This window comes from Pseudochrobactrum albidum, assembly GCF_051851455.1.
Lineage (GTDB): Bacteria > Pseudomonadota > Alphaproteobacteria > Rhizobiales > Rhizobiaceae > Pseudochrobactrum.
The window spans coordinates 57,850-72,532 of record NZ_JBPVTR010000017.1 but is presented as its reverse complement, the minus strand read 5'-3'; the positions used below and the strand labels follow the sequence as shown (position 1 = coordinate 72,532).

Here is a 14,683-nt window from a genome sequence, read left to right as displayed (position 1 = left end):
AAAAACACAGATTTGCAACACGCCTTATACCCTGCCTTGCTGCCATTGCTCATAAACCGGAAATTTTGCATTTTCCAGCAATGTAAGCACTTCATGCAATGGCAGCCCGACTATATTGCTGTAAGATCCGACCATTTTAACCACAAAGCCGCCTGCCAGCCCCTGCACCGCATAGCCGCCGGCTTTTCCGCGCCATTCGCCGGAGCGGATATAGGCATCCATTTGCATGCGGCTCAGCCGGTCAAACCGCACACGGCTTTCCGCCAGAACCTGCCGCATATGTCCCTTCGGGGTGATAAGGCAAACACCGGTAAACACCTTATGTGTGCGCCCTGAAAGCAAACGCAGACAGTCAAGCGCCGTTTCAGCATCTTCCGCCTTGGGCAATATCTGCCGCCCGACACAAACCACCGTATCAGCAGCCAGAATAAACGCCGTCTTGTAAGTGGCATCATGTTGCAGCTTTTCTTGCGCCCGCACAGCCTTTTGCCGTGACAGGCGCTTGGCCAGTGAGCGGGGGTGCTCTGCACGCAGCGGCGTTTCATCAATATCAGCCGGCTGCAACAATGCAGGTTCAACCCCGATCTGGGCAAGCAGTTCGACACGTCTTGGCGATGCTGAAGCCAGAACAAGCGGTTGTGACAGGGTTGTGCTCATCATCAATAATCAATGCAAAAAGCAATATGCCAAAATCTTATTTGAAACGATAAGTGATACGACCCTTGGTCAGGTCGTAAGGGGTCATTTCAACCAGAACCTTATCACCAGCCAGCACGCGGATGCGGTTTTTGCGCATACGGCCGGCCGTGTGGGCAATAATTTCATGTTCATTTTCAAGCTTTACCCGAAACATAGCATTGGGCAAAAGTTCCGTTACAACGCCGGGGAACTCAAGGACTTCTTCTTTAGCCATACGTAACCTGTCTGTTTGTTAGTGTCATCTGCATCATGCGGACGATCTGAATTTGCGCGGAACCTATATGATTAGAGTCCGTTTGTGAACAACTGAAATAAAGATGAGGCAAAAGCTGCACTGTTTTACAAGAAACGCCCGGTAATTTTGCCTTTTAACATATCCCGCAATTCGCGATATGCCGCAAGCCGCTGCTCCCGCGAGCCTGTCACCAATGTGGGATCCGGCATCGGCCAATATTCAACATTTGTTGCAAAACTGCGCATTTTTTCCAGCACAACATGATGCGCCTGCGGCGTCAGCGTAATGATCAGGTCAAAATAACCGTCATTGAGCTCCTCAAGCCCCACGGGCTGGCGCTCCTGCAGCGAGAGCCCCTCTTCTGCCAGCACTGCATCCACAAACATATCCCGCTCACCGCGTGTTACACCGGCAGAGGCAACATAGACCTTTCCCTGCAATATAGAACGCGCCAGCACCTCTGCCATTGGCGAGCGGATGGCATTCATGCCACAAACAAAAAGAATTGACGACGGGTTTTCCACCTGTGTCAAACCGGCAATAGATGCAGGAACATGCCCTGATTGTACCCCCATGTTTTTACCCGCGCCAATGCAGAACACAAACAAGCGTAAACAAACGCCGCGCTGTGTCAAAATCCATATCTATTTTGCCTTCAAGGCGGTTCATCAATGTTTGCGAGCCTTCATTATGCAGGCCGCGCCGCCCCATATCAATCGCCTCAATCCGGCTTGGACTTGCCGAACGGATGGCCGCATAATAGCTCTCGCAAATCAAAAAATAATCCTTAACAACCTTGCGCAACGGCGAGAGCGAGAGAATATGTGTTGCAACTTCTTCACCATTTTCTCTGGTAATATGCAGGATCAGGCGTTTTTCAATCAATGATAAACGCAACCGATAAGGTCCGTCTTTCGTATCGCCGACAGGAGAAAAAATATTTTCCTCAATCAGGTCAAAAATAGCGACCGCCCGCTCATGCTCAATATCAGGGGTGGACTGGCCGATTGTCTCATCCAGTTCCACATCCACCAGCCGTGCATTGTCGCTTTTTACCGTCATATCCTATCCGATACAGCCGCTTTGTAATCAGCGGCCTGTCCTCCCCTTCTCTCTCTTACAGGTTCAGCCGTCTGGAAACAGACAGGCCATGCGCCTGCAGCCCCTCGCTCTGTGCCAAGGTGATGGCCGAAGGCCCCAGAATGCGCAATTGTTCTGCGCCAAGTTTAAGCAGGGATGTGCGTTTGACAAAATCCATCACCGACAAGCCGGAAGAAAACCGCGCCGACCGGGCAGTCGGCAGCACATGATTTGGCCCGCCCACATAGTCACCAATCGCTTCCGGCGTATATTTACCGATAAAAATAGCACCAGCATTGCGGATTTTAGGCAGAAGGGCACCCGTATCAGCAACAGCAATTTCCAGATGTTCCGCAGCTATACGATTGATCAGCGGCACCGCACTGTCAAAATCCTCCACCAGCAGCACCGCACCAAAATTTTCCCAGCTGGCACGGGCAATTTCCCCGCGTGGCAAGGTTTGCAACTGGCGCTCCACGGCCGCTTCCACCTCTTTGGCAAAACCTGCATTGTCGGTCAGTAAAATAGACTGGGCAACAGCATCATGTTCGGCCTGCGCCAGAAGGTCGGCGGCGATCCAGTCGGGATCATTGTCGCTATCAGCAACCACCAGCACTTCGGAAGGACCGGCAATCATATCAATCCCCACAGCGCCAAACACCAGACGCTTGGCCGCAGCCACATAGGCATTGCCCGGCCCCACAATTTTGCAAACCGGGCGGATCGTTTCCGTGCCATAGGCAAGCGCCGCAACGGCCTGCGCACCACCCACCCGATAAATTTCCGACACTCCGGCCAGATGGGCCGCCACCAGCACCAGAGGATTCAACGCGCCATCGGGAGAAGGCACAACCATGACAATACGTTCAACACCTGCAACTTTGGCCGGAACAGCATTCATCAAAACCGAACTTGGATAGCTGGCAGTGCCGCCCGGCACATAAAGCCCCACCGATTCAACCGCTGTCCAGCGTGAGCCAAGCTCCACGCCGATTGAATCGGTATAATAATCATCCTTTGGCAATTGGCGTTTGTGATAAGACTCAATCCGGTCGCGTGCCACAGTTAATGCGTCAATCACAGCCGGGTCAGCCTGCCTGACAGCCTCTGCCACCTCTTCTCCGGTTACCGCAATGCCGGTTTTTTCCAGATCAATCCGGTCAAACCGCTTTGAAAATTCAATCAGAGCCTGATCACCGCGGCTGCGCACTTCCTGCACAATCTCGCGCACGGCACGGTCAACATCTTCTGAAACTTCACGCTTACCCGCAAGAAATGCCGCAAAACGGCTCTCAAAATCAGCGGCATTCTGTATGAGCGTCTGAACCACGCTATTTCCTCATTCTGTCTGCTGTTTAACCGCTCACCTTATGATCCGGTTTATGGCTGGTTTCCCATACCGGCCCCAAATCAGCAAGCCGCATTTCAATCACCTCAACCGCAAGGCGCACAGATTTTCCTGCCGCAAAAATCAGCTCAACTGTTCCTGACGGCGCATCCCCGGTTTCAAAATTAATTGCTAACAATGACAGAACATCATCTTGCCGGTTGCGGTCAATATTTAATAACCGGACATTATGCACATGATCAAAATGCAAAACACTGCGCCGGCGCTCATAATGTTCTCTTCCGCGGCTGCGATCCGGTTGCTGATCCCAGACAAAACGATTACAGGCCAGTATAAAACGCTTCTCCGCCGGACGGTAATCAAGATCACTGACTTTAAGCACCGCATCCTGCATATGGGCAGAAATGACCTGCAAATCATCTTCATCCATTGCCGCAAGCTTCAGCATCCGCACAGGCCTCCTGAACTATCTGTGTTTTTGATATAAACACTTAAATATTAAAAGCACCAGACTGTTTCATAAAGCATTTCAAAGCCAAAAGTGCGAAAAAGTTTTTCAGCACAAGCTCCAGCCCCGCAGGTCTTATAAACAATAATAAGAGCCGGCTTTGTAAGCTTGACAACACGCCTCAGGCAGAAAACAACCCCGACCTGCATGATACAAATCGGGGTACAGATCAGGGCTTTTTACTTCAACCGGATTAATCCAATATCAGCCGCTGATACGGGAGATTTCTGCTCCGCAATTGGAGAGCTTTTCTTCCAGACGCTCAAAACCGCGGTCAAGATGATATACACGATTGACCATGGTCTCGCCTTCTGCGGCAAGGCCGGCAATTACCAGAGTGGCCGATGCACGCAGATCTGTTGCCATAACCGGTGCTCCTTTCAGCTTTTCCACCCCTTCAACCGTGGCAGTTTGGCCGGACAAAGAAATCTTTGCCCCGAGACGGGCTAATTCCTGCACATGCATAAAACGATTTTCAAAAATTGTTTCTGTAATACGCGATGTTCCTTTAGCCTTGGTCATAAGCCCCATGAACTGCGCCTGCAAATCCGTTGGAAAACCAGGAAACGGATCCGTAGTAACATCAACAGGCTCAATGGCATGGCCGTTGCGAACCACACGAATTCCATTTTCCACATCAGTAATTTCAGTGCCGGTTCTGCGCACAATATCCAGTGCCGATTGCAAGAGATCCGAGCGGGTATTCTGCAAAATCACATCACCGCCGGTCATCGCCACAGCCATGGCATAGGTGCCTGTTTCAATACGATCCGGAATCACACGTACCTTCGCACCGCCAAGGCTGGTAACCCCCTGAATATGAATAACCGGTGTTCCCGCGCCTTCAATCTTTGCCCCCATTGCATTCAGGCAATCTGCAAGATTGACAATTTCCGGCTCACAGGCAGCATTACGCAAAATAGTATCGCCTCTGGCAAGGCATGCTGCCATCAATGCCACATGGGTGGCGCCGACAGAAACTTTCGGAAAGGTAAATTCCGCGCCGGTCAGGCCGGTTGCGGTTGTGGCACGGGCATAGCCGTTTTCGATTTCAATTTTCGCGCCAAGCGCCGTCAGGCTGTCAAGCATCAGATCCACCGGCCGCGTGCCAATAGAACAACCGCCGGGCAGCGAAACAATCGCCTCGCCGGCACGTGCCAGAAGCGGCCCGATCACCCAGAAACTGGCGCGCATTTTTGCAACCAGTTCATAGGGTGCTGTTGTGTCGGCAATTTTGCGCGTTGTAAAATGAACCGTGCGTTCATAAGACCCGTTTTGATGTTCACGCCGGCCATTCACCGAATAATCGGCACCATGATTGCCAAGAATCCGTGTCAGTAATTCCACATCAGCAAGATGCGGCATATTCTCCAGCGTCAGGGTCTCCTCAGTCAATAATGATGCAATCATCAAGGGCAGCGCCGCATTTTTCGCGCCGGAGATAGGAATACTACCGTTCAGTTTATTGCCGCCGGTGATTTTAATACGATCCATAATTCTTCACTTTCACGGCAATATCCTGAAACAAAATATCGAGCATATAATGTTCAGAATAGCCCCCTGGCAGAAACCCTTATCCGGCTCCTGCCACACTGTTTCATTTATTGGCAGACAGCTTTGCACATACAAGCTTTGCGCTATATCCCTTTGTTACAAAACAATTGCAAAAAGATACAATAGCCTGATTTAATCAAAAATATGTCTTTACTCAATCACGCCGCACGGATGTGCCAGCGGCGGGCAAGCCCTCGCCACGGTCATCTTCCGCACCGACACGTCTTGAACGAATCTGTGCCTTCCGGCGCATGAGATTCGCCCGCAATTGTTCAGAACGGCGCTTAGCACGCTGATCTGCTTCTGCTTTTCGGGATGAAGTTTCTGACTTTTCACTCATAATGCGCTCTTTTACACCAGCAAACCGCTTTGGAAAAGCGTAGATATACACAGGTTTTGCCTGTTTTTGAATTTTAAGCAAAAGAATTGCATTTGATGGCTTGCGGTTTATCGAATCTTATGCCAGAAGTCCGCCGCAACAGATAAGAATGCTGCGGTAGCTCAGTGGTAGAGCACTCCATTGGTAATGGAGAGGTCGCGAGTTCAATCCTCGCTCGCAGCACCAGTTTTCTCAATATAATCAGCCAGATATGAAGCACATCTTTTCGATGATTTTTGTTTTGACTAACAATAGGAACAAAACGAGAATAAATATGTGAATCAGTGCAAGAATATTCCATAAATATTCTAGGTCGTATCACAGCATCACCACCTGCCGCCACCATTTTCTGCTTATAAATGAAAACACGAAATCATTAGCCCGCATAGTTCACACACCAACCAGAAATGAACTGGCATGGAATGTAACGTTTGACACACCATCAAAAGACAACGGGAAATGAGTTACATTGAGCTAATGCACCTGTGGGCTCGTGAGATATTTTACCGCAAACGCGCACGTACGCATGCACGAAGGCGCCGCAGATAAAATAAAACTCTCTGATCATTTAATGCGTAAGATAAAAATATTTTTATAAAACTTACCGGAACCTATAAACTGATTAAAATCAGATTGAGCCGGATTTTCTGCCGGCACGTGCAAGTGCCGGCAGAAAATAAACAAGCGCCCCCGCTTGATCTTCTATACAGATAATCTTTACAGGCTTGTTTCTCAAATGCTTTCCGGCAGCCGCTTTTTATATCAGGAGACTGCCGGAGACTGATCAGAACTTATAGTTCAAACCGGCGCGTACCGTATGAAATTGTGACTTAACATCAACACGAAGATCATCACCAAGATCAATTTTCAGCTTGCCGAGATCTGTATAAAGATATTCCGTTTTAAACGTTACATTATCCGTAATTGCATATTCTGCACCGGCGCCTACAGTATAACCGGTTTTATTTTTTGAATAGGATACGCCTTCATCAAATGCATTGGCATAGGATTTGACTTTACCATAAGCGATACCACCGGTTGCATAAACCAGAAAACGATCTGTTGCCGCATAGCCAAGACGTGCCCGGGTGGTACCAAACCAGTTGATTTTAGTACCAAGTGTAAAAATTTCACCATCAGGATCGCTTAATGAAATTTCAGATTTCAGCCCGGAAGCCTGAATATCCGTTTCAATACCAATAACAGTTCGATCAAACTGCCAGTTATAACCCGCCTGTACACCGCCGATAAAACCGCTGGCATTATTTTTTATTGTCAGACTCTCCGACGGATCTTCATAATCATGAGCAGTCGCTTTAAAACGGCCGCCGGCATAACCGGCATTCACACCAATATAGCCGCCGGTCCATGAAAACGTGTCAGCAACAACAGGAGCCGGATCCTGATAAACCACAGCATCAGCGGCAAAAGCAGAAGATGCTGCAAAAACAACGGCAGAAGCCAAAAGAATGCGCTTCATAATATCCCTCATAAGTTTTGAAACCTGATGTCGGGACGGAATGAATTTCGCACCAGTTATCGGAACAAAAATTCAAAATTAATGCCCCCTCCCAAAATCTTATTGCAAATTAGCAATAGGTTTTTGAGAGGTCTATTCCCGTATTTAAGGGGGTTATTTAAAAAACTATAATAATAAAATTTATAACAAATACATGATTTTTATATATAAAATAAAAAGCCGGCAGATAATGCCGGCTTTCATATTTATTATTATAGTTATTACTTTATCAAAAAACTATTTGTAAAATAATCAGAAAAATCAGGTTGTTGCTGCAAAAGCCCACCTTCCCTGTCTCGCAGGATGCCCGATTGAAACAGGAAAGCACCTGCCCTATTCATGATATCTGCATTCATCATGCCAATCGTACCATTGGCGCTGCGTAAAAAATGCCCTTCGTTCAAAGCTTTAAGGGAGGCACGAATCAATGCCTCATCAGTGAGCACATCCTGATTGCCGCGGATGAGAATATCCGCAGCTTCATCCGGATGATTAACCGCATAGGCATAGCCGCGCTGTGTTGCCTGCAAAAAAGCTCTGGCTGTATCAGGATGATTTTTCAAATATTGGCCTGAGGATACCAGCAGGGTCGTATATTGCTCCGGCACGCCATAATCTGAGTAGCGGAAGGCTCTTTGCTTAATGCCATCGAGCTGATTTTTCACACCTTCCCAGGTCACAATCTCCAATGTGAAATCAACCGCACCATTGGCAAGCGCCTCATAGGCAGATGTGCCAAGTGTCACAATTTCAAACTCGCCCCTCCCCCCATCATGACGGATCAGGGTTTCTATCAGCCGGCGCTCCCAATCCGTGCCAAAACCGGCATAGGTCTTGCCATCCAGATCTTTGGGTGAACGGATATCCTCACGATTATCCATAAAAACCAGCCGTCCGGTTTCATGCTGCACAACCGCATAGGTTGCAACAAGATCATCCCCTGCCGCCCGCTTGGTAAACAATCCGATCGTGCTGACAATGCCAAAATCCGCCACTTCATTGGCAACCAGAACCCCCGCCGTAGTATCAGAATAAGGCAGAATATTAACCTCAAGCCCTGCGTCTTTATAAAAACCCAGATCGCGCGCAATAAACATGCCGATATGATTGGTATTAACCGTCCAGTCCAGTGCAACGGTCACCTTTTCCCGCTCCTGTGCGCCAGCCTGATAAAAAGATGACAACAAGGCAGCCATTGCCGCAAACAACGAAACTATATTGCAATTTTTAAAACTAATCATAATTTCCCTCATAAACTCAATAACTTGCTTAAAATTTCAGCCTCAAGGGCTGCAGCCCTTGCCAATCCATTGCCTTGCATATGCAGGCGCCTTGGCCTTGGCAGATCAATTTTAACCTCATGCACAACCCTGGCCGGACGTGCTGAGAGCACATAGACCCGGTCAGACAAATAAACCGCCTCGCGCACATCATGGGTAATCAGCATTGCCGTCCAGCAATGGCCTTGCCACATCTTTTCCAGCCATTGCTGCACAGAAGCACGGGTCAGCGCATCAAGCGCGCCAAATGGTTCATCCAGAAGCAACATTTTGCGCTGCTGGATCACTGTACGCAGCAATGCCGCGCGCTGGCGCATACCGCCCGATAATTGTGCGGGATAGGCTTGTTCAAAACCGGCAAGGCCGAACTCTTCAAATAACGGTTCTGCAAGTTTCCGCGCTTTTTTGCGGCTCATACCCTGCACTTCCAGCCCCAGCGTGGCATTATCAATCATCCGTCGCCACGGCATTAATGCATCACGCTGTGGCATAAAGGCAAAAACATCTCCCGCCTGCGCCAAAGCCGCCCCATCAAACAGAATTTCACCGGCAGACATGTTTTCAGCACCGGTTAAAAGATTGAAAATGGTGGTTTTTCCAGCCCCCGACGGTCCGACTACAGAAACAAACTCCCCCTGCTCCACATGCAAGGAAATATCCCGCAAAACTTGCAGCGAACCAAAGGATTTAGCCACAGATTGCAATTGAAGGCGGATCATTGTTTCACCTCCCGGCCGGTTTTCAGCCAGGGTGCGAGCCAATATTGCAACAACACAGTCAAGCCAAACAGGATCAAGGTCAGTATGGAGCTGATAAAGACGGCCGCCAGCACCAGATCCGGCCGGAAATTATTCTTGGCATTGAGAATATAAATCCCCAAACCTTTGAAAGCACCGGCATATTCAGCAAAAATTGCCCCAACAACCGCATAGGTGATTGAAATGCGCAGCCCCGCAAAAAAATACGGCAATGCAGACGGCACACGCGCCAGCCGGAAAATTGTCCAGCGCCCTGCTCCCATAGAGGCCAGCAAATGTTCAATTTCTTTATCTGTTGCTGCATAGCCCTGCACAAGCGCCACCAGCATCGGAAAAAATGTAACCAGAGATACAAGCAGAATCTTAGGCAGCAAACCAAAGCCAAACCACAGCACAATCAACGGCGCAATGGCAATCAAGGGCAATGTCTGGCTTATGATAAAAACCGGAAACAAGGCTTGTCGCAGCCAGGAATAACGGTCAATCAATACCGATAATAAACACGCCGTTAGCAATGAGCAGCAAAAACCGGCAAGCGTTGCGCGGATCGTTGGCAAGGTATTCTCCCATAAAGCCACACGATGCCGGATCATTTGCTGAATAATCCGGCTTGGCGCCGGTAAGACAGAAGGCGCGATGCCGGATAAGGCTACATAGGCCTCCCACAGCAAAAACAATGAGCCAACCGAGATGATTGCCGGCAATATCACGGGTAAATAAGAAAAAGACTTGCGCACAGATGATGAGCAATCTGTGTCAGCCATTTGATAAGCAGACATGATAAATTTCCGCAAACAAAAAGGAAAAGAGTTTGTCGTTTAAGTTTGCAGGTCAGCTATAAAATCAGCTGCAATAAAATTTCAGAATAGAGGGAAAAAATTGCGCCAGAAAACATGCTCCGCCTCGCTCCGCTAGAATTACCCAGATCAGCTTTAGAGTCCGCCGGTTTGCTACCGGCATCTCAGCCCCGGCACTACGGAGCCCCCCTGTGGATATGTAAGGTTAATCACATATTGCAGTATTTTAAAAGAGGATAAAATATTTTGGCCAGAAAAATAAAACAGCGCGGATGACCATGCACCCGCGCCGCTCTTATTCAGACGATGAAAGAAGCTTATTTTTTCACTTCCGCAGCCACTTCATCCAGTGCCTTGCCAAAAGCGCCAACCATCTCATCAACCTGTTTTTCATTGATAATCAATGGCGGGCAAAATGCCAGCGTATCCAGCATATTACGGCTGATCACGCCATTTTTGAGCAGCGCATTATTGGTCATCAAGCCAAGATTACCGGCCTTTTCCAATGGTTCCTTGGTTTGCTTGTCAGCAACCAGTTCCACCGCGGCGATCAGGCCTTTGCCGCGCACTTCGCCGACTAATGGATGATCGGCAAATTCGCGCAGACGTTTTTGCATATAGGCGCCAACCTCACGGGCATTGGCAACCAGATTACGCTCTTCAATAATTTTGATATTTTCATTGGCAACCGCTGCAGCCACAGGATGTGCACCGCCGGTATAGCCATGGCCGAATGTGCCAATACGGTTACTTTCATCTGCCAGCGGCTCAAACACCTTGTCATTCACCAAAAGTGCCGAAATCGGCAGATAGGATGAAGACAATTGCTTGGAGAGAACCATGATATCCGGCTGCATTTTGAAAGTTTCCGTACCAAACATATTGCCGGTGCGGCCGAATCCGCAAATCACCTCATCAGCAATCAGCAAAATATCATATTTCTTCAGAACAGCCTGAATTTTACCCCAGTAGCTTTCCGGCGGCACAACCACACCGCCAGCCCCCATGATCGGCTCACCGATAAAGGCGGCAATGGTTTCAGGCCCTTCAGCAAGAATCATGGCCTCCAGATCCGCCGCCATACGATCTGTAAACTGCTCTTCAGTCTCACCCGGCAATGCCTCACGCCAGTAATGCGGGCAGGATGTGTGCAGAATATTGGCAATCGGCAGATCAAAAGACAGCTGATTGGCAGGCAGGCCTGTCAGGCTTGCCGCGGCAATGGTTACGCCGTGATAGCCACGCTTGCGGCTGATAATTTTTTTACGCTGCGGCTGACCAAGTGCATTGGAACGATACCACAGCATCTTGATTGCCGTATCATTAGCCTCAGAACCGGAATTGGTAAAAAACGCCTTGCTCATCGGCACCGGCGCCATAGTGACCAGCTTTTCAGCAAGATCAATAACAGGGCCATGCGATTTGTGCCCGAAATTGTGGTAATAAGGCAATTTGCGCATTTGCTGCATGGCAGCATCCACAAGGCGCTGTTCCGAAAAGCCCACCCCCACGCTCCACAAACCGGCAAGCCCTTCTATATAGCGTTTACCGTTATTATCCTCGACATAAATACCATCACCTTTTTCAAGGATCATCGGCCCGATTTCCTGATGCCTGCGCGCATTCGTGTAAGAATGAAGGTGATATTGTATATCGCGCGCTTCAGGTGAATTCGGCTGCTTATCCATAGTTCCCTACCCAATTGCTTTCAGAACGGTCATCTATCCCTGAACCGGTAACCGCCCTTTTGACGTTTTGATACAGTTTCTCGGACAAAACCGGTTCTGTTTTGGGCTTGAAACTGTTTGAAAACTCTCCGCTGAAGCGATGATTCACAATAAAACGTCGCCTCCCATTTGATGCATCATGTTTTTTATATAATAGTTTGTCAAGCATATCCGAGGGGTTCTTTTTCCGGTTGCAGCAAATATGGTAATCAGCATAATCGCGCACAGAACCGGCGGTCTTGTCTGGCTACAAGGCGACTTTATACAGACGCACTCACTGTGGGGAATAAGTTGTATGAATGGCATTTCAGAACTTCAAACGCTGGAGCATCATAATCTTGGCGAGATTGTCTATCGCCAATTGTCGCAAGCGCTGATGCGCGGCCGGTTTGCACCAAATACAAGGCTGACAATCCGGGAGCTCGCCGCCTCTCTGGGCACAAGTGTCACACCGGTGCGTGATGCATTGCTGCGCCTGATACAGGATGAGGCACTGATTCAGAAAACACCACGTGATATCCGTGTGCCCGTGCTGGATCAAAAACGCTATGAAGAGATCCGCTCCATTCGGGTGCGGTTGGAAGGGCTTGCCGCCAGACAGGCTGCACAACAGGCGCGTAAAAAAGACATTACACGATTATGGAAGCTGGTTGAAGATAATGACAAGGCCATGAAAAACCGTCATTGGAGCGATGCGCTGGCCATGAACCATATTTTCCATTCCGCTTTGGTGGAGATTGCTGAAATGCCGGTGCTCAACTCCATCATTAACCGGCTGTGGTTGCAGATGGGGCCATTGATTGCCGATGCCTATCAGCATGGAGGTCGTGCCATGATTGAAGATCATTATAAGATTGTGCAGGCTATTGAAGCGCGTGACCCCGCCAAGGCTGAAGACGCTGTTGCCCATGATATTCTTACCGCCAGTGATCTGATTATCAGCCGGATCAAACTGTTTCATACCGAAAGCTGAGTTTTAGGCACATTTTACCGTTTTATAGAGCAGGTTTGCAGCCAGTTTCTGATAAAATACAAAAATCTGATCACACCTGCCAGATAGCCTGCCAATAAATGCCCCTGTAATTTATCTGCCTTTTGTTAGGAAAATGCATAGAAACGGTGTGTTTTTGCACACAAATGTCAATTTAATAATTACAATTTGTTAAGCTTTATCAAAATCCGTCTTTTCGTACTTTTTTTACCCTGTAAGCTGTGACAAGACTGCAAAGCTGCCGCACTGTTGCGATTAAAATTATATTTTAAGGGATATTGCCATTTTATGACCGTTCCGTTTCTGCGCTTTACAACACTGGCTTTGACATTGCCGGCTCTGGCAGCCTGTGTCGCGGTCGGGCCCGATTATAAAGCGCCGACAACCTTATTACCCGCCAAATGGAGCAGCCAGAAATCCCCCCCCGCAAAGCCTGCACAACTGGCACATTGGTGGAAAAGGCTGAATGATCCTGTACTGGATAATCTGATCAGTCAGGCAGTGCAGTCCAATAATGATGTTGCACTGGCAAAGGCCAAAATCCGTGAAGCGCGAGCTGCATATTTGCAGGCTGGTGGTTCCCTCTACCCTTCTCTTGACGGGGCTGCCGGGGTAAAACGCAGTAAAAATAGCAGCAGTGGTGAAAATACAGCCCTTAATCTGGGGCTTAATACCAGTTGGGAAATTGATCTTTTTGGCGCCAATTACCGCACGGTTGAAGCTGCCCGCTACGGGCTGGATGCAGAACAGGAAAATATGCATGCCGTTTTGCTGGCGCAAATTGGTGATATAGCCAGCAATTATGCTGAATTGCGTGGCTTGCAGGCACGTATTGCCCTTGCCGCACGCACAGCTGCCTCACAGCGCAAAACTGCAGCTCTTACCCGTGACCGTTTCAATTCCGGCACGGTATCTGAACTGGATCTTGCCAATGCTGAAGGCCAGGCCAGCACCACAGAAGCCCAGATACCAGAACTTAAGGCCAATTATGCCAAAAGCCTGCACCGGTTATCAGTTCTCACCGGTCAGGTGCCAGCAGCCCTCACCAATCTGCTGGATAAACCGCGCGCCATTCCTGCAGTTCCGGCGACTGTAAACACCGGTATACCTGCCAATCTGTTGCTTAACCGCCCTGATTTACGGGTTGCAGAGCGCCGCTATGCGCAAGCCACCGCCAATATCGGCCAGCGCGAGGCCGCACTTTATCCAAGCATCAGCCTTACCGGCAATATCAGCACAACCGGCACACATATTGGCGATCTGGGTAAAAGCTCCACAATCAGTTGGGGCATAGGTCCGAGCCTGACGGTGCCTTTTTTCAAAGGCGGGCAACTCAATGCTGCAGTGGACGGCGCCAGAGCCAGCCGCGATCAGGCTTTTATCAATTATCGCAAAGCTATCCTGACCGCTCTTGAAGAGGTGGAAAATGCCAGTGTTGCGCTTAATCAGCGTCGCATTCAATATGCCAAAACCGGCAAGGCGGTGCAATCTTTCAGGCGCGCAACCGAGCTTTCCCGCACGCTATATCAGGGCGGCAATACCAGTTTTCTTGATTATCTGACCGCAGAGAGATCGCTCTATTCCGCAGAGGGCAATCTTATCCAGCTACGTGTCAGCATGCTGCAGGATTATATAAATCTGCAAAAAGCATTGGGCGGCGGCTGGAACGGCACAATCAATTCAGACAAGCCTGAGATACAGGATGGCTATACAGGGCCCCATATAGTGGCACGCCATAACACAGCATCATAAGCATCCTTAAGCCCGTTTCTGCAGCGGTGTTCGGGTAAATTCTGCCCTGAAGGACT

The 14,683-nt window shown here is 49.0% G+C and carries 15 protein-coding genes and 1 tRNA gene; 3 read left to right on the top strand and 13 right to left on the bottom strand.

Annotated features, from left to right (window positions below; translation table 11 throughout):
- Window positions 1–24: 24 nt before the first annotated feature.
- The 8 genes from ACSTTO_RS02605 to ACSTTO_RS02570 form a co-directional block, all read right to left on the bottom strand.
- Window positions 25–657, bottom strand: a complete 633-nt coding sequence (locus ACSTTO_RS02605; RefSeq protein WP_439271636.1) for a Maf-like protein — start codon at window positions 655–657, stop codon at window positions 25–27.
- 37 nt (window positions 658–694) lie between these two features.
- A complete protein-coding gene (gene infA, locus ACSTTO_RS02600) occupies window positions 695–913 on the bottom strand; it encodes a translation initiation factor IF-1 (protein ID WP_002965531.1) in 219 nt (72 codons plus the stop codon).
- Between the two features lie 125 nt (window positions 914–1,038).
- Window positions 1,039–1,509: an arsenate-mycothiol transferase ArsC gene (locus tag ACSTTO_RS02595; RefSeq protein WP_439271579.1), complete on the bottom strand. Its 471-nt coding sequence runs from the start codon at window positions 1,507–1,509 to the stop codon at window positions 1,039–1,041.
- Window positions 1,510–1,513: 4 nt separating this feature from the next.
- A complete protein-coding gene (locus ACSTTO_RS02590; RefSeq protein WP_439271578.1) occupies window positions 1,514–1,996 on the bottom strand; it encodes a UPF0262 family protein in 483 nt (160 codons plus the stop codon).
- A gap of 55 nt (window positions 1,997–2,051) precedes the next feature.
- Window positions 2,052–3,344, bottom strand: a complete 1,293-nt coding sequence (hisD, locus tag ACSTTO_RS02585) for a histidinol dehydrogenase (RefSeq protein ID WP_439271577.1) — start codon at window positions 3,342–3,344, stop codon at window positions 2,052–2,054.
- A 25-nt stretch (window positions 3,345–3,369) separates the two neighbouring features.
- Window positions 3,370–3,816: a DUF2948 family protein gene (locus ACSTTO_RS02580; RefSeq protein ID WP_439271576.1), complete on the bottom strand. Its 447-nt coding sequence runs from the start codon at window positions 3,814–3,816 to the stop codon at window positions 3,370–3,372.
- A 258-nt stretch (window positions 3,817–4,074) separates the two neighbouring features.
- On the bottom strand, window positions 4,075–5,364 hold the full coding sequence (murA, locus tag ACSTTO_RS02575; protein WP_439271575.1) for a UDP-N-acetylglucosamine 1-carboxyvinyltransferase: 1,290 nt from the start codon (window positions 5,362–5,364) through the stop codon (window positions 4,075–4,077).
- Between the two features lie 214 nt (window positions 5,365–5,578).
- Window positions 5,579–5,764, bottom strand: a complete 186-nt coding sequence (locus ACSTTO_RS02570) for a hypothetical protein (protein WP_439271574.1) — start codon at window positions 5,762–5,764, stop codon at window positions 5,579–5,581.
- Window positions 5,765–5,914: 150 nt separating this feature from the next.
- Between ACSTTO_RS02570 and ACSTTO_RS02565 the strand changes: the two genes are divergently transcribed.
- A tRNA-Thr gene (locus tag ACSTTO_RS02565) sits at window positions 5,915–5,989 on the top strand.
- 598 nt (window positions 5,990–6,587) lie between these two features.
- On the opposite strand, the gene ACSTTO_RS02560 is transcribed toward ACSTTO_RS02565, so the two are convergent.
- The 5 genes from ACSTTO_RS02560 to ACSTTO_RS02540 all read right to left on the bottom strand — a co-directional run bounded on the left by ACSTTO_RS02560 (window position 6,588) and on the right by ACSTTO_RS02540 (window position 11,845).
- Window positions 6,588–7,283 carry an outer membrane protein gene (locus ACSTTO_RS02560; protein WP_439271573.1) on the bottom strand — a complete coding sequence of 232 codons (696 nt, stop codon included), beginning with the start codon at window positions 7,281–7,283 and terminating at the stop codon, window positions 6,588–6,590.
- A 260-nt stretch (window positions 7,284–7,543) separates the two neighbouring features.
- Window positions 7,544–8,563 (bottom strand): ABC transporter substrate-binding protein, encoded by a 1,020-nt coding sequence (locus tag ACSTTO_RS02555; RefSeq protein ID WP_439271572.1) that lies wholly within the window; start codon window positions 8,561–8,563, stop codon window positions 7,544–7,546.
- Between the two features lie 8 nt (window positions 8,564–8,571).
- Window positions 8,572–9,321, bottom strand: a complete 750-nt coding sequence (locus ACSTTO_RS02550) for an ABC transporter ATP-binding protein (protein ID WP_439271571.1) — start codon at window positions 9,319–9,321, stop codon at window positions 8,572–8,574.
- The gene (locus tag ACSTTO_RS02545; RefSeq protein ID WP_439271635.1) at window positions 9,318–10,124 is read right to left on the bottom strand and encodes an ABC transporter permease; all 807 of its coding nucleotides are present in this window, start codon (window positions 10,122–10,124) and stop codon (window positions 9,318–9,320) included. The genes ACSTTO_RS02550 and ACSTTO_RS02545 overlap by 4 nt, the downstream gene beginning before the upstream one ends.
- A 350-nt stretch (window positions 10,125–10,474) precedes the next feature.
- Window positions 10,475–11,845: an aspartate aminotransferase family protein gene (locus ACSTTO_RS02540; protein WP_439271570.1), complete on the bottom strand. Its 1,371-nt coding sequence runs from the start codon at window positions 11,843–11,845 to the stop codon at window positions 10,475–10,477.
- 334 nt (window positions 11,846–12,179) lie between these two features.
- Here ACSTTO_RS02540 and ACSTTO_RS02535 point away from each other — a divergent pair, with 334 nt between their 5' ends.
- Window positions 12,180–12,857: a GntR family transcriptional regulator gene (locus tag ACSTTO_RS02535; protein ID WP_439271569.1), complete on the top strand. Its 678-nt coding sequence runs from the start codon at window positions 12,180–12,182 to the stop codon at window positions 12,855–12,857.
- A gap of 306 nt (window positions 12,858–13,163) precedes the next feature.
- Complete coding sequence (locus tag ACSTTO_RS02530) at window positions 13,164–14,627, top strand: efflux transporter outer membrane subunit (RefSeq protein WP_439271568.1); 1,464 nt, start codon at window positions 13,164–13,166, stop codon at window positions 14,625–14,627.
- Window positions 14,628–14,683: the final 56 nt, after the last annotated feature.

Coding starts and splice junctions, on each gene's coding strand:
- ACSTTO_RS02595 (WP_439271579.1), bottom strand. CDS start 1,509: ATGGGGGTACAATCAGGGCATGTTCCTGCATCTATTGCCGGTTTGACA.
- infA (WP_002965531.1), bottom strand. CDS start 913: ATGGCTAAAGAAGAAGTCCTTGAGTTCCCCGGCGTTGTAACGGAACTT.
- ACSTTO_RS02530 (WP_439271568.1), top strand. CDS start 13,164: ATGACCGTTCCGTTTCTGCGCTTTACAACACTGGCTTTGACATTGCCG.
- ACSTTO_RS02605 (WP_439271636.1), bottom strand. CDS start 657: ATGAGCACAACCCTGTCACAACCGCTTGTTCTGGCTTCAGCATCGCCA.
- murA (WP_439271575.1), bottom strand. CDS start 5,364: ATGGATCGTATTAAAATCACCGGCGGCAATAAACTGAACGGTAGTATT.
- ACSTTO_RS02555 (WP_439271572.1), bottom strand. CDS start 8,563: ATGATTAGTTTTAAAAATTGCAATATAGTTTCGTTGTTTGCGGCAATG.
- ACSTTO_RS02590 (WP_439271578.1), bottom strand. CDS start 1,996: ATGACGGTAAAAAGCGACAATGCACGGCTGGTGGATGTGGAACTGGAT.
- ACSTTO_RS02570 (WP_439271574.1), bottom strand. CDS start 5,764: ATGAGTGAAAAGTCAGAAACTTCATCCCGAAAAGCAGAAGCAGATCAG.
- ACSTTO_RS02545 (WP_439271635.1), bottom strand. CDS start 10,124: ATGGCTGACACAGATTGCTCATCATCTGTGCGCAAGTCTTTTTCTTAT.
- ACSTTO_RS02535 (WP_439271569.1), top strand. CDS start 12,180: ATGAATGGCATTTCAGAACTTCAAACGCTGGAGCATCATAATCTTGGC.
- ACSTTO_RS02560 (WP_439271573.1), bottom strand. CDS start 7,283: ATGAAGCGCATTCTTTTGGCTTCTGCCGTTGTTTTTGCAGCATCTTCT.
- ACSTTO_RS02550 (WP_439271571.1), bottom strand. CDS start 9,321: ATGATCCGCCTTCAATTGCAATCTGTGGCTAAATCCTTTGGTTCGCTG.
- ACSTTO_RS02540 (WP_439271570.1), bottom strand. CDS start 11,845: ATGGATAAGCAGCCGAATTCACCTGAAGCGCGCGATATACAATATCAC.